Origin of the sequence: Cedecea neteri (assembly GCF_000758325.1) — a bacterium.
Lineage (GTDB): Bacteria > Pseudomonadota > Gammaproteobacteria > Enterobacterales > Enterobacteriaceae > Cedecea > Cedecea neteri_B.
Genome location: NZ_CP009459.1, coordinates 2,893,317 through 2,912,596 on the forward strand (window position 1 = coordinate 2,893,317; position 19,280 = coordinate 2,912,596).

General features: G+C 57.2%; 14 protein-coding genes and 1 other RNA gene. 4 read left to right on the plus strand and 11 right to left on the minus strand.

What is annotated here, in order from left to right:
• Positions 1-4: 4 nt before the first annotated feature.
• Positions 5-1,450 (plus strand): protein adenylyltransferase SelO, encoded by a 1,446-nt coding sequence (gene selO / locus LH86_RS13695; protein WP_039302279.1) that lies wholly within the window; start codon positions 5-7, stop codon positions 1,448-1,450.
• Here selO and LH86_RS13700 read toward each other — a convergent pair whose 3' ends face one another.
• The 8 genes from LH86_RS13700 to LH86_RS13735 all read right to left on the minus strand — a co-directional run bounded on the left by LH86_RS13700 (position 1,451) and on the right by LH86_RS13735 (position 9,562).
• Positions 1,451-2,230, minus strand: coding sequence for a heme ABC transporter ATP-binding protein (locus tag LH86_RS13700; protein ID WP_039302282.1), 780 nt, complete (start codon positions 2,228-2,230; stop codon positions 1,451-1,453). It lies immediately after the preceding gene.
• Complete coding sequence (locus LH86_RS13705; protein WP_052045582.1) at positions 2,227-3,186, minus strand: FecCD family ABC transporter permease; 960 nt, start codon at positions 3,184-3,186, stop codon at positions 2,227-2,229. Before LH86_RS13705 ends, LH86_RS13700 begins: the two co-directional genes overlap by 4 nt.
• Positions 3,187-3,221: 35 nt before the next feature.
• Positions 3,222-4,037 (minus strand): heme/hemin ABC transporter substrate-binding protein, encoded by an 816-nt coding sequence (locus LH86_RS13710; RefSeq protein ID WP_039302287.1) that lies wholly within the window; start codon positions 4,035-4,037, stop codon positions 3,222-3,224.
• The gene (locus LH86_RS13715; protein WP_039302290.1) at positions 4,034-5,065 is read right to left on the minus strand and encodes a hemin-degrading factor; all 1,032 of its coding nucleotides are present in this window, start codon (positions 5,063-5,065) and stop codon (positions 4,034-4,036) included. The genes LH86_RS13710 and LH86_RS13715 overlap by 4 nt, the downstream gene beginning before the upstream one ends.
• A gap of 11 nt (positions 5,066-5,076) precedes the next feature.
• Positions 5,077-7,056, minus strand: a complete 1,980-nt coding sequence (locus LH86_RS13720) for a TonB-dependent hemoglobin/transferrin/lactoferrin family receptor (RefSeq protein ID WP_039302293.1) — start codon at positions 7,054-7,056, stop codon at positions 5,077-5,079.
• Positions 7,057-7,159: 103 nt separating this feature from the next.
• Positions 7,160-7,324 carry a hemin uptake protein HemP gene (gene hemP / locus LH86_RS13725; protein ID WP_039302296.1) on the minus strand — a complete coding sequence of 55 codons (165 nt, stop codon included), beginning with the start codon at positions 7,322-7,324 and terminating at the stop codon, positions 7,160-7,162.
• Positions 7,325-7,511: 187 nt separating this feature from the next.
• On the minus strand, positions 7,512-8,558 hold the full coding sequence (aroH, locus tag LH86_RS13730) for a 3-deoxy-7-phosphoheptulonate synthase AroH (RefSeq protein WP_039302299.1): 1,047 nt from the start codon (positions 8,556-8,558) through the stop codon (positions 7,512-7,514).
• A 170-nt stretch (positions 8,559-8,728) separates the two neighbouring features.
• Positions 8,729-9,562, minus strand: a complete 834-nt coding sequence (locus LH86_RS13735; RefSeq protein ID WP_039302302.1) for a pyruvate, water dikinase regulatory protein — start codon at positions 9,560-9,562, stop codon at positions 8,729-8,731.
• A gap of 327 nt (positions 9,563-9,889) precedes the next feature.
• Here LH86_RS13735 and ppsA point away from each other — a divergent pair, with 327 nt between their 5' ends.
• Positions 9,890-12,268, plus strand: coding sequence for a phosphoenolpyruvate synthase (gene ppsA / locus LH86_RS13740; protein WP_008456532.1), 2,379 nt, complete (start codon positions 9,890-9,892; stop codon positions 12,266-12,268).
• Positions 12,269-12,349: 81 nt separating this feature from the next.
• Here ppsA and LH86_RS13745 read toward each other — a convergent pair whose 3' ends face one another.
• Positions 12,350-13,912 carry an alpha/beta hydrolase-fold protein gene (locus LH86_RS13745; protein WP_039302306.1) on the minus strand — a complete coding sequence of 521 codons (1,563 nt, stop codon included), beginning with the start codon at positions 13,910-13,912 and terminating at the stop codon, positions 12,350-12,352.
• A 151-nt stretch (positions 13,913-14,063) separates the two neighbouring features.
• On the opposite strand from LH86_RS13745, the gene LH86_RS13750 reads away from it, so the two are divergent.
• Complete coding sequence (locus LH86_RS13750; protein WP_039302309.1) at positions 14,064-16,226, plus strand: TonB-dependent siderophore receptor; 2,163 nt, start codon at positions 14,064-14,066, stop codon at positions 16,224-16,226.
• Between the two features lie 143 nt (positions 16,227-16,369).
• Positions 16,370-17,137 (plus strand): alpha/beta hydrolase, encoded by a 768-nt coding sequence (locus tag LH86_RS13755; RefSeq protein ID WP_052045583.1) that lies wholly within the window; start codon positions 16,370-16,372, stop codon positions 17,135-17,137.
• Here LH86_RS13755 and rprA read toward each other — a convergent pair.
• Both rprA and ydiK read right to left on the minus strand, forming a co-directional pair.
• Positions 17,134-17,240: antisense sRNA RprA (gene rprA / locus LH86_RS22120), an RNA gene on the minus strand. The genes LH86_RS13755 and rprA overlap by 4 nt on opposite strands.
• An 890-nt stretch (positions 17,241-18,130) precedes the next feature.
• Positions 18,131-19,249 (minus strand): AI-2E family transporter YdiK, encoded by a 1,119-nt coding sequence (ydiK, locus tag LH86_RS13760; protein WP_039302312.1) that lies wholly within the window; start codon positions 19,247-19,249, stop codon positions 18,131-18,133.
• Positions 19,250-19,280 lie beyond the last annotated feature (31 nt).

Sequence of the window (19,280 nt, forward strand, 5' to 3'; positions counted from 1 at the left end):
AACCATGACCAATACTTTAGCTTTTCTGAATACCTGGCACGATGAGCTGCCGGGGTTCTACAGCGAATTAACCCCCACGCCGCTGAAAAATGCCCGGCTGCTTTATCACAGCCAGCCGCTGGCTGACGAGCTGGGGATTGACGCCTCGTTTTTTGCTGCACCACAGCAGGGGATCTGGAGTGGGGAAACGCTGCTGCCTGGCATGCAGCCGCTCGCCCAGGTTTATAGCGGGCACCAGTTCGGCGTCTGGGCCGGGCAGTTGGGGGACGGGCGAGGTATTTTGCTGGGTGAGCAGCAGCTGGCGGACGGGCGCAGGGTTGACTGGCACCTCAAAGGCGCAGGCTTGACGCCATACTCACGCATGGGTGATGGCCGGGCCGTGCTGCGCTCCACTATCCGGGAGTTTCTTGCCAGCGAAGCCATGCATGCTTTAGGCATCCCGACGACGCGCGCATTAACGATAGTCACCAGCGATACTCCGGTACAGCGTGAAACGGTTGAACAGGGGGCAATGCTGCTGCGGGTGTCCGAAAGCCATCTGCGTTTCGGGCATTTTGAGCATTTTTACTATCGCCGCGAGCCGGAAAAAGTTCAGCAGCTTGCCGATTACGCCATTCGTCACCACTGGCCGCATTTGCAGGGGCTTGATGATCGCTATGAGCTGTGGTTTACCGACGTGGTGGCACGTACCGCCGCGCTAATTGCCAGCTGGCAAACGGTAGGCTTTGCCCACGGGGTAATGAACACCGACAACATGTCGATTCTTGGTCTGACCATGGACTACGGCCCGTATGGCTTCCTCGACGACTACCAGCCTGAGTTTATCTGCAACCATTCCGACTACCAGGGCCGGTATGCCTTCGACAACCAGCCTGCGGTAGGGCTCTGGAACCTGCAGCGCCTGGCGCAGACGCTGTCTCCGTTTATTACTGCCGCTAAACTGAACGCGATTCTGGACGGCTATCAGCCGGCCATCATGCGTGCTTTTGGCCAGCGGATGCGTGCCAAACTGGGACTGTTTACCGAACAGCAGGCCGATAACCAAATCCTGAGTGAGCTCTTCGCCCTGATGAGCAAAGAAGGCAGTGATTACACGCGCACTTTCCGTATGCTGAGCATGACTGAACAGCTTAGCGCGGCGTCACCGTTGCGGGATGAGTTTATCGACAGGGCAAGTTTTGATGCCTGGTTCGGGCGCTATCGTGAGCGGCTTCAGGCGGAGCAGGTGAGTGATGCAGAACGCCAGCAGAAAATGCAGGCGGTGAACCCGGCGCTTGTCTTACGCAACTGGCTGGCGCAGCGGGCAATCGAAGCCGCCGAAAAGGGAGATACTGGTGAACTGGCGAAACTCCACGAGGCGCTGCTCCAGCCGTTCTCCGATCGTGAGGATGAGATGACTCAGCGCCCACCTGACTGGGGAAAACGGCTGGAAGTCAGCTGTTCAAGCTGATTACTGGCGCAGGCCTACCTGTGGAACCGGGTGCTCCGGATGTCGGAACACCCGCAGATCGGCCTGATACCAGCGCTGTAACGTTTGTTCCTCCAGCACTTCATCAGGCGTCCCGTCCGCGACCAGCCTGCCTTTATGCAACAGCACGATACGGTCGGCCCAGAGTGCCGCCAGATTTAAATCGTGCAGCACCACGCAAACCGATAACGTCCCCGTTTGCGCCAGGCGACGCAGCAGGCGCAGCACATGCTGCTGGTGGTAGAGATCCAGCGCCGACGTAGGCTCGTCCAGAAACAGCCAGCCGTGAGGCTGCCCGTCGCACCAGAGCTGCGCCAGCGCCCGGGCAAGCTGCACCCGCTGCTGCTCGCCGCCGGATAAGCGGCAAAAATCCCTGCCGCTAAGATCTTCACACCCGGTCAACGCCATGACTTCCGCCACGACGCTGGCCGTTGACGCCTGCGGCCAGGGCGCGCGACCCATGGCAATCACATCTTCCACCGTCCAGCTAAAGGCCATGCTGCTTTGCTGGCGCATCACCGCCCGTTTGCGGGAAAGGGCTTCGTTAGACCACTGATTCAAATCCTGGCCCGCCAGCGCAACGCGCCCGCTGTCAGGCTGTTGAAACCCGGTTAATAGCCGCAGCAGCGTGGATTTGCCCGCGCCGTTCGGGCCAATCAGCGCCACAACTTCACCCGGTCTCAGGCTGACATTGACATTATCAATCAGATAACGGTGGCCCAGCTTCAGCGAAATATCGTGCGTGGACAGAACTTCATTCATCTCGCGCTCTCCTTGCTGCGAAAGATCATCGCCAGGAACCAGGGGCCGCCTATCAGGCTGGTCAACAGGCCAACCGGCATTTCTGCAGGGGCGACAATCGTTCGCGCCAGGGTATCGGCGACCAACAGTAGCATGGCGCCGGCCAGTACGGAGCCGGGCACCAGCCAGCGATGGTCTGAACCTAGCCACATGCGTACCAGATGCGGGACGACCAGACCAACGAAGCCGATAACGCCGCTGATGGCCACCGCCGCGGCAACCAACAAGGCGCTCAGGATCAGCAAATGCCGCTGAGTGGTTTTGACATCCACGCCCAGGTAATGTGCCTCTTCATCACCAAGCTGGAGCAGGTTCAGGCGCTTTGAAAGCAGCCAGATGCCCAGGCTTGCGGGAAGAATAAGCGACGCGGTGGCGAGCAGCGTGGACCATTGCGCCTGGCCCAGGCTCCCCATGCCCCACAGAGAGAGCTGGCGTAGCTGAGCGTCATTGCTTATCCACGACAGCACGCCAACCGCCGCGCCGCACAGCGCATTGATGGCGATGCCTACCAGCAGCAGGCGAGATAAACTGTTGCTGCCTTTCCGGCTAAGCAGGAAAATCGCCAGCGTTACCGCCAGGCTACCGACAAACGCCGCCAGCATAGGGGCATAAAGCGCCAAAACCGCCGGCAGAGCCAGCGGCATGACAATCGACAGACCCACCGCCAGCGCGGCCCCGCTGCTGATCCCAAGCAGACCCGGATCGGCAAGCGGGTTACGGAACAACCCCTGCATCACGCAGCCCGACAGCGCCAGAGCGCCGCCGATCAGCGCCGCCAGCAGCACCCGCGGCAGACGGATGTTGAGCCAGATGTCGCGCAACGTGTCGTCATGCGCCTGCCACAGCACGGCCACGGACAGCCGCATGGCGCCGAGGTTAGAGGCAATAAGCGCCATTGCCAGCAAAACCAGCCCCATCAGACACAGGGCATGGTGAGGCAGAGGTCGGCGTATCACGGCAGTTGCTCCGCTTTTTTGCGCAGGTCGAGGATCGTTTGTGGGGTATCAATCCCAAAACCGAGTAGCGCCATGTCATCGACGACCATCAGCTGCTTATTTTTCCCGGCTGGCGTTTGTGCAAGCCCTGGTAACGCCCAGACGTTAGCTTCCCCGCCGAGGGTTTTCACCCCATCGGTGGTAACCAGGATCAGATCAGGTTTGCTGGCGATCACGCCTTCCTGGGACAGAGGCTGGTAGCGCTTGAAGCCCTGCATGGCATTGTCCAGCCCGGCGGCATGAATCGCAGCATCCGCAGCGGTTTCCTGCCCGGCAGCCATGGCAGTCATTCCGCCGTGGCTCATAATGAACAGCACTTTTTTGCCCAGCGGTTTGGCCGGGATGGCCGCTAGCTGGTCGTGAAGCGTTTTGCGAAGCTTGTCGCCTTCGGTCGTTTTACCCAGCGCGGTAGCCACGGCGGCCACTTTGGCATCAATGCTCTCGAGAGTATTTTCCGCCGGGACGGTAACCACCTTCACTTTGCTGGCTTCTACTTGTTTCAGCGCCATGGAAGGCTGAGCCTGAGCGCTGGCCAGCACCAGCGTTGGGCGCATGGCGAGAATGCCCTCGGCATTAAGCTGGCGCAGGTAGCCCACATCCGGCAGTTTTTTCACGGCATCGGGATGAAGGCTCGTGCTATCACGAGCCACCACATCCTGACCCGCACCCAGAGCCCAGGCAATCTCGGTGACATCGCCACCGATGGTTACCACGCGCTCGGCCGCACCTGCCATTAACGGCAGGGCGAGGATGGCGAGTAGCAGGCGTTTCATGCCGCTAACCCTTTGCCGATCAGGGCTTCAATCTGCAGACGCCACTGCTCTTGCTCCGGCTGGCCTTCGGTACGCTGGCCATACAGTTGGGCAATTTGCGTGCCGTCGGCGGCAAACAGCTCGAGGCTGGTCACGTGGCCGTCGGCGGTCGGTTTACGGGTCACCCAGCTTTCGGCAATGGTATCGCCCATCAGGTGCAGGGTGAATTCCGGGTTGAAGACGTTGACCCAGTTTTCCATCGGGACCACTTTGCGGATTTCACCGGTGAAGATCTGCACGCAGCCGCGGTTGCCGACGAAAATCATGATCTCGTTGCCGTCTTCTTTCGCCTGGTTCAGTAACTGGGAAAGCGCTTCGTTGTCTACGCGACAGGCCAGATCGTCTTTCACCAGACGGAAAGCCTGCTGGCGAGTCAGCTGGTGGCGTTTCAGCAACTGGAAGAACTGGTGCACGTCGGTCATTGCCCGCCATTCCGCGTCCACTTTGTCGGCCTCAACCGTTGGCGTCATCACCGCTTCTTCAACGGCTTTGATTGCCAGCGCCGGGTTGTCGGTGTGGATGAAACGGGTCAGGACTTCGCTCCAGGCTTCGACATTAGTGTTGTCGGTGGTGTACACCTTCAGCAGCGCGTCGCCTTGATGGTCAAAGAATTGAATGCTCTGACGTTCGCCACGTGCGGTCTCTTCCCGGACGTGGAACACGCTCGCCCACTGGTTCAGGAACAAACGCAGATCCAGCGCACGAGGGTTCAGCACCAGCCCGGCGTGGCCGTTCAGGTGCTGGTTCTCAAAGCGGCCTACCTGCTCGTGAACGGCATATTCGTTGCGGCAGATACACTTGGTTTCACCCACGGCTTCCAGCGCGGCGAAGATCTCTTTCACATCGCCATTTAGGCGCCATGCGTCGTGTCCGACGCGGGCATGGGTCAGTTCCGCTTCGCTGATTTGCATCAGTTTGGCGATATCCCGTGCATATTTTTTCGGGTGCTCTTGCTTAAGCTGGATCCAGCTGTCGTAACGCTGACTCATGAATAACTCCTTTACCATTGATAGCTCACGAAAATTTTACCGTTACGGCCATCCTGCGGGAGACCCTGCGGTGACCAGTACTCTTTATCGAAGGCGTTACCAAACACCAGCGTGGTGGTTAAACCGCGCAGCTGCTGTTGCCCTTTATAGCTGACATAAAAATCGCTGACCGCGTAGCCCGGCTGCTGTGCATAGGAGCTGCTGATATGGGTGGAACGCTCGGCGAAGGTGCCGACCCAGCCCACGGAGAAGCCGCTGTGTGACACAGGGATATCCAGGGTGGTGGTGACGGTGTCCGGGTTCAGGCTGGAGATGTACTCGCCGGTATCTTCATCTTTACCGCGGGTACGGTTATAGGCGGTATCCAGGCTGAACAGATCGGCGGTGTACTTCGCGGTCACGTCCCAGCCCCAAATTTTTGCTTTTGGCACGTTGTAGGACATGGTGGTCGCTTTGGCGAAGTCCACGGTGGTGGAGATGTAATCCTTCGCTTTGGTGTCGAAGTAGCTGGCTTTGAATTCCAGGCCATCGTTAGCCATGGCCAGATTGTCGAAGCGCAGACCGAACCCGTATTCCTGCGTTTCGTTGGTTTCCGGGCGCAGGTTCGGGTTTGGTACCCAATAGTTGGTGTAACGAGTGCCGATAGAGAAGTGCTTGGAGTCGTTGTACATTTCGCCCATGGTTGGCGCACGGAACGCCTGAGCATAGGAACCAAACAGCATCAGCCAGTCGGTTGGGGTGACAGACACCGCCCCGCGTGATGACCACTTGTCGGCATCCACGTCTTTATAGCCCTGGCTGCTGCCGCTGTAGTTGTCATAGCGCGTCCCGGCCAGGATAGAAATCGGCAGGTCGCGCAGGGTGATTTCATCCTGCAGCCAGCCGGAACCAAAGTTGATTTTCGCTTGAGGGAAACCAGTCGTCAGGCCACCAGGAGCCTGTTCCTGACGGTAATATTCACTGCCGTAGGTCAGCAGGTTAGCCGCGAAGCTGTCGCTAAACAGACGGCTGCGGTTTTCGAGCTTGCCGCCTTTGGTCGTCTGTTTACGGAATTCACCGCCCTGGTTAGGAGTTTCAGCGTTGATACGAGCTTCGGACCAGTAGGCCGTCGCGGTCGCGTTCAGCCAGTCGTTATCCTGCGGGTCGAGGTGGTATTTCAGCTGCGCGTCGCGCTGAATGGTGGAGCGATTGGTCATCGGGTTGCTGGAGGCTGAGGCATCCGGCGTCTGCGGGTTTTTCGGTTCCTGAGCATTATTATTGTAATAACGCAGGGAGCCGGACAGCGACTGTGCCGAATCGATATACCAGGTACCTTTGGTCAGCAGGTTGCCAATGTTTTCGTCATTTGGCGCCGTTTCGCCGTCGCTCTGGCGCAGGTTACCACGATCGCGGCTGGACCAGGCGACAACGCCGTCCAGGTTGTCGGTGCGGCCAAAGGCGCTGGCGCCCATGCCGATGCTGTGGTCGCCGGTACCGCCGGTGCCAAAGACGCGGAAGCCACTGTTTTGCCCGTCAAAAAGCAAGTCGGCGGCGTCGGCGGTTTCATAAGAGATAACGCCGCCCAGCGCGCCGCTGCCGTACAGCAGAGCTGCCGGGCCACGCACAACTTCAATACGTTTAATCAGCGCGGGATCGAGGAAAGTACTGTTCAGGTGGCCGGTGTCGGTGCCCTGACGAATGCCATCGACCAGCGTCAGCACGCCGCGGCGGTCGTAACCGCGCATGTTGATGTCCTGGCCGTTGGTGCGCCCGGTACCGTCGATGGTGATCCCCGGAACTTTGCGCAGCATGTCAGCGGCGGAAGTGGACGTCTGGCTCTCAGGCGAATTCGCGTCGATAACGCTCACCATCATCGGGGCTTCGAAAGTGCTGCGTTGGTTACCGGTGGCAACCACGGTCATTTGTTCGTCTTTCGCGAAAGCGGGCAGGGCGGTAAATACGGCTAACGTGAGTACAGACAGACGAAATCCTGCTGTGTTGGTGCAAGGCATAGCGCAACTCTCCATAAGGAATAACGAAAGCGCTGGCTGCCTGGGGATGACCTGGGTGGCTGGCTAATTTCCCCGTTTGGGTGTGGGGAACGGTTTGTTTAATTTATTTGGTCAGGATCAGCTTCCCGGCCTGAGTCTGGCGTAACAGATATTGCTGCCCTTCATGGACGATAACAACGCGGCCATCGGCACCTAGCAATGCTTTGCTGTCAACCTGGCGAGGCTCTGTCGCGGGCTGTGGGCGGGCGGGGGTGAATGGTTTGTCCATACGCTTCACTCTGTTTACAAATGACAATCAGTGTAACAATGAGAATCATTATCAGAAAAAGCCGAATCAGCAGCAAGCATTATTTGTAATAATTGTGTGAATCAGGGAATTTCCTGGCGGGCGAGTTGTCGTGAAGCGTAATGCTATGATATCCGGCGGGTTATTCAGCTCCCGCCGGTAGCCTGAATCAGAAGCGTCTGTCAGTGGCCTGAGCCAGCATCGCGACCAGCGTTTCCGTATCTTCCCAGTTAAGGCAAGGATCGGTGATTGACTGCCCGTAAGTCAGGGGTTGGCCAGCGACGATTTGCTGCGTCCCTTCTTTCAGGAAGCTTTCCGCCATGATCCCGGCAATCGCCCGAGAACCATTGCGAATTTGCGTGCAAACATCCTCGCAAACATCCAGCTGGCGGCGGTGCTGCTTCTGGCAGTTACCGTGGCTGAAATCAATCACCAGATGTTCAGGCAAGTCAAACGCACCCAGCGTATCGCAGGCCGCGGCAATGTCTTCCGCGTGGTAATTCGGCTGCTTGCCGCCGCGCATAATAATATGGCCGTAAGGGTTGCCGCTGGTCTGGTAAATCGTCATCTGCCCTTGTTTATCCGGGGAGAGGAACATGTGGCTGGCACGTGCGGCGCGAATGGCATCCACCGCAATGCGGGTATTGCCATCGGTGCCATTTTTAAAGCCGACCGGGCAGGAGAGTGCGGACGCCATTTCGCGGTGGATCTGGCTTTCGGTTGTGCGTGCGCCAATCGCGCCCCAGCTAATCAGGTCGGCGATGTACTGCCCGGTCACCATATCCAGGAATTCTGTTGCGGTAGGGACACCCAGCTCGTTGACCTGCAGCAGCAGGCGGCGGGCCTGTTCGAGGCCATAATTAATGCGGTAGCTGCCGTTCAGTTCAGGATCGGAAATTAACCCTTTCCAGCCAACCACGGTGCGGGGTTTTTCGAAATAGGTGCGCATCACGATCTCAAGACGATCCTGATGTTTTTCACGCAGCGTTTTGAGGCGGCGAGCATAGTCCATCGCGGCGTCAAGATCGTGGATCGAGCAAGGGCCGACGATCACCAGCAGGCGCTTATCTTCGCCGGTGAGGATCTTTTCTATCCGGCGGCGTGCGGCGGTAACGTGCTGGGCTACCTCAGCGGAAACCGGGAAGCGCTCGGTTAACTCAGCCGGTGTCACCAGGCTGTCGATGCGCGCGGTTCGCAATTCATCTGTTTTGTTCATTGGGTGTCTCAGAAATTTTGTCTTCTCTGCGGCAGATTTACCGGGAAGTGATGGGGATCACAATAAACCAAAGCTGACCGATTTCAACATTCGGCCAGCTTTGGCGAAAGGATTGCCCCACCGCAGTCTGTACACCCTAGCATACACGCTTGGTCTTTTGTACTAGTTTCTTAGTACATGCGGCGATTCAGCCCCATAATATCGAGAATTTTGGTCGCCATCTCTTCAACAGAATAGTTGGTGCTGTTCAGGTAGCGGATCTGGTTTTTACGGAACAGGGCTTCCACTTCGGCGACCTCCAGACGGCACTGGCGGAGAGAGGCATAGCGGCTGTTTTCACGCCGTTCTTCACGAATGGCGGCCAGGCGTTCAGGGTTGATGGTCAGGCCAAAAAGCTTGTGCTGCAGCGGTTTAAGCACGGCCGGGAGCTGAATGTTGTCCATGTCATCGGCAATAAAAGGGTAGTTCGCGGCGCGAATGCCAAACTGCATCGCGAGGTACAGGCTGGTCGGGGTTTTTCCACAGCGGGACACGCCCAGCAAAATGACCTGCGCCTGATCGAGATTGCGCATCGAAATGCCATCGTCGTGCGCCAGCGTGTAATCAATGGCGGCAATACGGGCGTCGTATTTCGTCAGGTTGCCGGGGTTAAGGCCGTGCGTTCGGTGGGCGACGGGGGTCGGGTCGAGTTTTAGCTCCTGCTGCAGCGGCGCAACCAGCGTTTGCACGATGTCCTGGCAGAAACCTTCGCTCTGCATAATGATGTCGCGGATATTGGGCAGCACGATGGAATAAAACACCAGCGGACGCACCCCGGTTTGCTGGTAAATAGCGTCGATCTGCTCTTTTACCGCTTTTGCGCGACTTTCATTTTCAACAAACGGCAGCGTAATACTGTTGATAGATACCGGGAATTGTGACATGACCGCGTGACCAAGTACCTCTGCGGTAATGGCGGTGCCATCGGAAATACAAAATACCTGACGATCGACTGAATTATCCATTTTTATTCCTGAGCGGGGAACCGGTTTTCCTAAAGCATAAAGTAAAACAAGGGATTCCGAGTAGCGCTAATCTTAATTTAAAAAGTGAAATAGCGTTTTTAAATTTAATAAACCATCGGAAATATATTCAAATCAATACTATACCCATCTGAATTGTGAGGATTATATGATAATCAATGGTTTATGAAATGAGCGGATCTATCCGAAAATGTCATATTTTATTTTGCTTGAACGATTCACTGGTTTCATTCCCCCCTCAGAATATGCAAAGCTAAATACGAAGTCTGGTGTTTCTTGTACCCATTCATTTAAAAAAGGATTGTTTCGATGTCCAATAACGGCTCGTCACCGCTGGTGCTTTGGTATAACCAACTCGGCATGAATGATGTAGACAGGGTCGGAGGCAAAAATGCCTCCCTGGGTGAAATGATTACCAATCTTTCGGGTATGGGCGTTTCCGTCCCGAACGGTTTTGCGACCACCGCCGAGGCGTTTAACCTGTTTCTCGACCAGAGCGGCGTGAACCAGCGTATTTACGAGCTGCTGGATAAAACCGACATTGACGATGTGAGCGAACTGGCGAAAGCCGGGGCGCAGATTCGCCAATGGATTATTGACACGCCTTTCCAGCCTGAGCTGGAGCATGCCATTCGTGAAGCATACCAAACGCTTTCCTCCGATGATGCCGAAGCTTCTTTTGCGGTGCGTTCTTCTGCCACTGCGGAAGACATGCCGGACGCATCCTTTGCCGGGCAACAAGAAACTTTCCTCAACGTGCAGGGCTATGATGCCGTGCTGGTGGCGGTGAAACACGTTTTCGCCTCGCTGTTTAACGACCGGGCTATCTCCTACCGCGTGCACCAGGGCTACGACCATCGTGGCGTGGCGCTCTCTGCAGGCGTTCAGCGTATGGTGCGCTCCGATCTCGCCTCTTCCGGGGTGATGTTCTCCATTGATACCGAATCCGGTTTCGATCAGGTAGTGTTTATCACCGCTGCGTGGGGCCTGGGTGAAATGGTGGTGCAGGGTGCCGTAAACCCGGATGAATTCTACGTCCACAAGCCAACGCTTGAGGCGGGTAATCCGGCCATCGTTCGCCGCACCATGGGCTCGAAAAAAATCCGCATGGTCTACGCTCCAACGCAGGAGCACGGCAAGCAGGTGCGGATTGAAGACGTGCCGGAAGCCGACCGCGACCGTTTCTGTATTACCCAGGAAGAGATTCAGGAACTGGCTAAGCAGGCGGTACAAATCGAAAAACATTATGGCCGCCCGATGGACATCGAGTGGGCCAAAGACGGTCATACTGGCAAGCTGTTCATCGTGCAGGCTCGCCCGGAAACCGTGCGTTCTCAGGGCCAGGTGATGGAACGCTACCAGCTGCACGCGCAGGGGCAGATCGTGGCGGAAGGCCGCGCGATTGGTCACCGCATCGGCGCGGGCCCGGTAAAAGTGATCCACGATATCAGCGAAATGAACCGCATCCAGCCGGGCGACGTGCTGGTCACCGACATGACCGATCCGGACTGGGAACCGATCATGAAAAAAGCGGCGGCGATCGTTACCAACCGCGGCGGGCGTACCTGCCACGCGGCCATCATCGCGCGCGAGCTGGGCATCCCGGCAGTTGTGGGCTGTGGCGATGCCACCGAGCGCATGAAAGACGGCCAGAACGTGACCGTTTCCTGTGCCGAAGGCGACACCGGCTACGTTTACGCGGAGATCCTCGATTTCACCGTGAAAAGTTCCACGGTTGATGCCATGCCGGATCTGCCGCTGAAAATCATGATGAACGTTGGCAATCCGGATCGGGCGTTTGACTTCGCCTGCCTGCCGAACGAAGGCGTTGGCCTGGCGCGTCTGGAATTTATCATCAACCGCATGATTGGCGTCCACCCGCGCGCGCTGCTGGAGTTCGACCAGCAGGAGCCCGCGCTGCAGGCGGAAATCCGCACGATGATGAAAGGCTATGACGACCCGGTTGAGTTCTACGTCGGTCGTTTGACCGAAGGGATCGCAACCCTGGGCGCGGCGTTCTGGCCGAAGCGCGTGATCGTGCGCCTGTCTGACTTCAAATCTAACGAATACGCCAACCTGGTGGGCGGCGAACGTTATGAGCCGGAAGAAGAGAACCCAATGCTGGGCTTCCGAGGGGCTGGTCGCTACGTGGCAGACAGTTTCCGTGACTGCTTCGCGCTGGAATGTGCGGCCATGAAGCGCGTGCGTAATGAAATGGGCCTGACCAACGTCGAAGTGATGGTGCCGTTTGTGCGTACCGTTGCCCAGGCAAAAGCGGTGGTTGAGGAGCTGGAACGTCAGGGCCTGAAGCGCGGCGAGAACGGGCTGAAGATCATCATGATGTGCGAGATCCCGTCCAACGCCCTGCTGGCGGATGAGTTCCTGCAATACTTTGACGGCTTCTCCATTGGCTCGAACGACATGACGCAGCTTGCGCTGGGTCTGGATCGCGACTCTGGCGTGGTGTCCGAACTGTTTGACGAGCGCAACGACGCGGTGAAAGCACTGCTGTCGATGGCGATCAAAGCGGCGAAGAAACAGGGTAAATACGTGGGGATCTGCGGCCAGGGGCCGTCCGATCACGAAGACTTTGCCGCCTGGCTGATGGAAGAGGGGATTGACAGCCTGTCCCTGAATCCGGATACCGTGGTGCAAACCTGGCTCAGCCTTGCCGAACTGAATAAGTAACGCTAAACCCCTCTCCGTAAAAAGAGAGGGAACTGCTCCGGTGTCTTCCTGCCTTGCATTGGGAAGTTCACCGGGCGGTTATCATCCCCGCTTAATCAATTCCTTCATACCGGTAATAATGGCCTCGCACCAGGCGGCGTAATCATGCCCGCTCGACCAGGGATTAAAGCTCACTTCGTAGCCCTTTTCACGCAGCACGGCTTCAAGCTGTTGAGTATTACGGTAAATGCCGCCGTCTGCGCCTTTGCTTTCAAAGCGCCCCGCCTGCAGCCAAAATCGCACCGGCAAGCGCGGGGAGGCCTGATACTGACGGGTAAGCCAGCCGGGTTCTTCGCCCTCGGGTGCCCACCAGTAAGAGCCGGACAAACTCAGCACGTTGCCAAACGCTTCAGGATGGCGAAGCGCCACCCAGGACGATGCCAGACCGCCGTAGCTGGAGCCTGCCACGATGGTTTTTTGTGCCGGAGTGGTGATGCCCTGACGGCGCAGCCACGGCACCAGCTCTTCGGCCATAAAATCGGCGAAATCGGGATTGGGCGGCAGCTCTTTTTCCCGTCGCTCACCGTCCAGACTGTCGATAAACACGGCGTTAACCGGCGGCAGGGCATGACGGGCTATCAGACCATCCAGCACATTGGCGAGGTGATAACGATCCTGGTACATACGGCCATCGAACAGCATCAGCGTCCAGCGGGCGGGTTGCCCGCCGCGTGGCCGGTAGACGGTGACTTCCCGACGGTTTGCCAGCTTTTTGCTTTCTACCTGATAGCGAACCAGGGAGCCCTGTCGAATCGGCTCGGCGGTTGCCTGCGGGGTAAAATAGCGGTGGGCGGTCAGATCTAAAAGTGAGAAACGATTCCAGCGGTCGCCTTTTCCTGCGGGGCTGAACTGCGGGTTAAGCGGGTCGGTCTGAGCCGATACCAGAATCGCCCGGCGCTGCTCGCGCGCGGTGCCTTCAACAAGAGGAACGTCGGGGGCAAGTTTGTACTGCATTAGCGTATCAGCCGGTACCACATAGCTGCGATACCAGACGTCGGACTGCCCGAGGCGGAACATCGGGTCATGGTCACCGGCCGGTGAACCGAGCACAAACACGTTGCCCTGCGCGCCTCGCCACAGGAACGTCACGCGTTTACGGCTGGCATCGATGGGCTCGACCAGCGGCGTTCCCTGTTCACGCCTTTCCTGCCAGAAGGCTTCGGTGGTTTCGCCGTGGCTTAAAGCCTGCTCCAGCGCCAGCAGCGCCGGGCTTTCCGGGGATTGTTGGTCGTTGCGTTTGAGCGGCACGGTTTCACGAATTTGCCAGCGGAACAGCCAGCGTCTGCCGGGCTCACCGCGAAGCACCAGCGTAGAAGGCTGACCGACGGGCAGGGCAAAAAGCGGATTATGCTTGCCATCCACCGGCCCATTTTCCACCAGCGAACGCCAGAGCCTGCCTTTGCTGTCCATCAGGCTGGCGTCGGTCACGCCACTCAACCGGACGTTGGCGTAGTTTTCACCCAGCGCCGGAAGGCCAAAGCAAATTTCGCCGCTGGCGTCGAACTTCCCATCCTGCTCACCCTGGCTGCCGGTAAAAGTACAGGTCGCGGCCATCGCCGACGCTGAACAAAGTCCCAACATTAATGCGCTCCACGCGGCTCTCATCGTGCTTATCAATCCTGATAAAAAAGTGCATACACGCTAATGCAAATGATATTGATTTGCAATAACATTGCGATTCGTTGCGTTTTACGACAAAACGTAACAGGAGAAAAAGGCGAACTTAATTCACCTAATCACATGGGATGTTACGGTCATGCACTTTAAAAATAATAAGGTATCCCGCGGCCTTTGGCTGATGGGATTCAGTGCCCTGGGGATGGGAAACGGCGTTCAGGCGCAGGAGCGGCAGGGCAGCGAGGAAACGCTGATTGTCACTGGCTCGGTTAGCGAGGATCCTTCTGCGCCGCTTAAGGGGATGGTGGCCACAAAAACGTTATCTGCAACCAAAACAGCGGCTGATTTGCTCAAAACGCCGCAGTCGGTTTCGGTGATTACCCGCGACCAAATGAACGCGCAGGATGTCACCTCCGTGTCGCAGGCCTTACGCTATTCGGCCGGGGTGCTGACGGAGTATCGGGGCAGTTCGAACCGCAACGACGAGGTGTTTGTGCGTGGCTTCAGCTATGTCCCTAAGTATCTCGACGGACTGAGCTATGGGGCGACGGCATCCTCCCAGACCGGGACGTTTGATCCGTGGCTGCTTGAGCGCGTGGAACTGGTGCGCGGCCCGGCATCCGTGCTTTTCGGCCAGGTGAACCCCGGCGGGCTTATCAGCATGACCAGCAAGCGCCCGACAAGGGAAGCGATACATGAAGTGCAGTTGCGCTCAGGCAACCAGCATCTGGCCGAGGGGGCTTTTGATTTTGGCGGCTCGCTAAGCGACGATAATCGGGTGCTTTATCGCCTGAACGGCATCGCACGCACGCAGCACAGCCAGGTTGCTGATTACAAAGAGCAGCGCATGGCGATTGCGCCGGCGCTGACCTGGTATCCCAACGATCAAACGCGTTTTACTTTGCTGACCAGCTACCAGAAAGACCCGAAGGCGGGCTATCGTAACTTCCTGCCTGCCGCAGGCCTGGTGACGGAAACCGCGGCGGGCTATATTCCGCTGGACTTTAACGTCAGCGATCCCAGTTACGACCAGTCGTGGCGTGAGCAAACAATGGTGGGCTATGAGTTCGAGCATAGCTTCAACGATATCCTCACCTTCCGCCAGAATGCCCGTTACGCCAGCATCAAACAGAAGTACCGTTACCTCGTGTACTCCACCTCGAAGAGCGACACGCTACTTTCGCGCCGTGCGCAGCGAGAAACGCGTGATACCAATGAGTTTGGCATCGATAACCAGCTTGAGGCACAGTTTGATACCGGCGCGCTGGGGCATACGCTGTTAGGCGGCCTGGATTACAAATCTGACCACGATCGGCAGCAGCTCAGCCGCGGCACTGGGGCGAAATACGATCTGTACTGGCCGGAACCGGTGTACGGCCTCAATGTGGACGAAAGCACCTTCAGCGCGGTGAACGACGACCAGCAGAATCTCGACCAGACGGGCGTCTACCTGCAGGATCAGCTCAGCTGGAATAACTGGCAACTGCTGCTCTCCGGGCGTTATGACTGGGCCGAAGTGCGCACGACGGACAGGTTAAAAAGCAAAACGACGCAGCAGAATGACAGCAAATTCACCTGGCGCACGGGGCTGCTTTACGCCTTTGATTTCGGCCTGTCGCCGTATATCAGCTACAGCACTTCGTTTGAACCAAATCTGCAGACCAACCGCGCGCCAGGCGCTGCACCGTTCGACCCAAGCCTGGGCAAGCAGACTGAAGTGGGCCTGAAGTATCAGCCACTGAAAGAGACCTTCATGACGCTGGCGCTGTTCGATCTTCGCCAGACAAACGTCGGGACCTACAACAGCGCGCTGGGCTGGTTCGAAAATGCCGGTGAAATCCGTTCTAAAGGCCTGGAGGCGGAGGTGCATTCCACGCTGTTTAACAGCCTCAACCTGATAGGCTCTTACACCTGGACGGACGCGGAAACCGTGAGCACCACCGTGGCTGGCACCGAAGGAAAAACGCCCGCGCGTGTTCCAACGCATATGGCGTCGGCGTGGGGCAGTTACACTGTTCCTGAAGGCCTGCTGAAAAACCTGACGGCAGGTGTCGGGGTTCGCTACATCGGGACCAGCTATGGCGATGCGAAAAATACCTTTAAAGTGGCGGCCGTGGATCTCTATGACGCCATGCTGCGTTACGAACTGGGAGAGGTGAGCCCTGATTTGAAAGGCGCCGCCCTGCAATTCAACGTCAACAACCTGGCGGACACAAAATACGTGGCGTCCTGCGCGTCAGATTCGGCCTGTTTCTACGGCATTGGCCGCACCTTAACCGCCACCGTCAGCTATCGCTGGTAAGGAGAACTTTTGCGCTATCTGCTTATGGCGCTTATCGCACTCGCTGCCCCCTCGGGGCAGCGGTCATCGAAGATAAGCCCTACACGCTGGCGAATACGCTGGTACACAGTCTGCATTCGCCGGAAAACGGTGAGTATAAAATTATGGTTTCCTGGCCTGAAGGTGAAGCCCCGAAAGAAGGGTGGCCGGTGATTTATCTTCTGGACGGTGAGTCCGTTTTCCCCAGTGCGGTGTCGCTGATGCAGCGCCTGACCTGCGAGCGCTGCCCGTTAACGCCGGGCGTAGTGGTGGCGATTGACTACCCAGGAAACAGCCGTCGGGAGCGAGATTATCGTCCTGCGGTGGATAAAGTCGTGCTGGAGCCTAATCCGGCGGGAGGCACTTATCCGCCAGGAACACCCGGCGAGGCACAGAAGTTCTGGCAGTTTATTGACGTAGAGCTTCGGCCCTGGGTCGAAAAACAGTGGAGAATCAATCCGCAGCGGCAGGCGATTTTTGGGCACTCCTATGGCGGGCTTTTCACGACCTGGCTGTTTATGACCTCGCCGGATGCTTTCCAGCATTATTACGCCTCAAGCCCTTCGGTGTGGTGGAACGACCGCTATCTGCTACGAATGGCAAAAAACTGGCGGCCTGATAAGGGAAATGCTCAGCTATCGCTCTCTGTGGGGAGCTATGAACAGTCGCTGCAGCCGCAGGAGGCCAGACTGCCGGAGGAGAAGCGTGCCACGCTATTAAAACACCGTGGTCAGCGAGCGATGGTTGACGGCAATCGTGAACTGGCTAATGCCTTGATAGCCAAAGCCCCGACCCGGGTTGATTTTACGCTGGTAGAAGGGCAGAGCCACCTGACTGTCGCCCCGCTGGTTCTGCATGGGGCGCTTATCAATCACTTTGCGAAATCAGAATAAAAAAAAGCCCATCTTCAAGATGGGCAAAGACTACACACAGCAATTCGTTGTTTCACTCAGGGGATTTCGATGTTTATAAATCAACGTATTGATTCATAACCGTGAGTTAAATAGTAGGCATCTCGCTAAGTGGCGTCACTCAGATTCGTCTCAATCGTTAACAGAAGGTAAATAACTTGAGACAGCATAGCCCGGAGTGGGGGCTTCAATGGCTGGAATAGAGAAGAAAAAAGGCGTTATTGATTAGACTTATTAACCATTTGCGTTAAGTCACTGCTTTAGGGGCGAGTTATTCTGTAGTTAAAAAAGTTCCTATAGAGATGTAGTGGATGTTCCGTTCACTTCCAGCGCTGTTTTACATGTCACTACGGACTTCGTGAACGTATCAGGGGGCATTCCGCCATGCCCCCTGACAACCCCCGGCGCCCGGCGAGCTCATCGCCGCTAAAGCGGTAAACCCACCGGCTATCACCCAAACATTCGGGGTCGTTGAGAAAGAACCGGGAACACCTCTTCCCCTCACCCCGGCCCTCTCCCCAAAAGGGGCGAGGGGGAAAACAACAGGCAGAACAGTACGCAATCTATTCCCTCTCCCTTCCAGGGAGAGGGTCAGGGTGAGGGTAAAAAAACCAGAAGCGATGTTGCGGTTTAAACCAGTGCTGAACATAAAGCGAGGCACGGTTCCGGCTTAAATCGCCTCCGTTTTCTCTCCGACTGGCCAGGATCCGGACGCCGGGAGCGGCCGGAGGCTGAGAGCGTCGGGAACGCATCTCAGCCGACCCAGGACTGGGAGATAAGACGGAGGTCTGCCGCTTCAGCGGTCGATTTATTTGGCCGGGAGTCCGGGTTCTCAGGGGAATGACGGTGATTCCCCTGAGACGTTCACTGACTCTGTGATGACATATGAAACAGGGCTGGAAGTGAACGGAATCTTAGATACTATCTACATAGAGAATTTGAGCGAATATGAACACCCCAGCCCCTCCCAGGCCTTTATTTCTTCACATTCAGCGTCTCCTGCTCCTCAAGCAGTTCGACCACTTCCTGCGGATCGTCCTGTGGGGCAGGCGCCTCGTGCATCCAGACCGAAATCAGGCGATAAGAAACCGCCAGCAGCACCGGGCCGATAAACAGGCCAATCATCCCGAAGGCAATCAAGCCGCCGATAACGCCGGAGAGAATCAGGATCATCGGCAAGTCCGCGCCCATGCGAATAAGCACCGGACGAATCACGTTATCCATGGTGCCAACGACACAGCTCCATACCAGCAGCACCGTCCCCCAGGTGGTATCGCCGCTCCAGTACAGCCAGATAATGGCGGGCACCAGAATTACCAGCGGGCCAAGCTGAATCAGGCAGCTAAGCACCATCAGCACCGTAAGCAGCGCGGCATAAGGAATGCCGGACACCGCCAGACCAATACCGCCCAGCACACCCTGTGCAAGCGCGGTGACAACCACGCCCAGCGCTACGGCGCGAATCGCCTGACCTGCCAGCAGTACGGCAGCATCACCGCGTTTGTCCGCCAGGCGGAAGGCGAAGTGGCGAATGCCGTTCCCCAGCGTCTCACCTTTGGCATACAGCAATACGCTGAACAGCAGCATCAGGCCGAGATGTACCAGCAGGGTACCAATGTGCACGGCCTGGCCGAGGAACCAACTGGTGGTGGTACCGATATAGGGCCGCACTTTCTCCATAATTGCGCTGCCGCCGCTGCTCACCAGCGTATTCCAGCCGCTGTAAAGTTTATCGCCGATAAGCGGGACGCTGTGCAGCCACTCAAAGGTCGGCAGCACCATATGCCCTTTGGTCGCCCAGTCAATCACCGGGCCGCTGTTGTCCACCAGGCTGTTCACCAGCATGGCAATCGGAATAACGAACAGCATCAGCAGGAGCAGCGTCATCACCAGCACCGCAAGGGAGCGTTTACCCCAGAGCAGCTGTTGCAATTTGATGAGCAGCGGCCAGGTCGCAATGACAATGGTTCCCGCCCAGGCGAAGCCTAAAACAAACGGGCGAACGATCCACAGACAGGCGAGAATCATCACCGAAATAAACAGCACGGACAGCAGGATCTGCAGCAGATCCTTTGGCTGACTGACTTTGATCATAGGAAGAATCACCTCAATAAAATGCACCCGC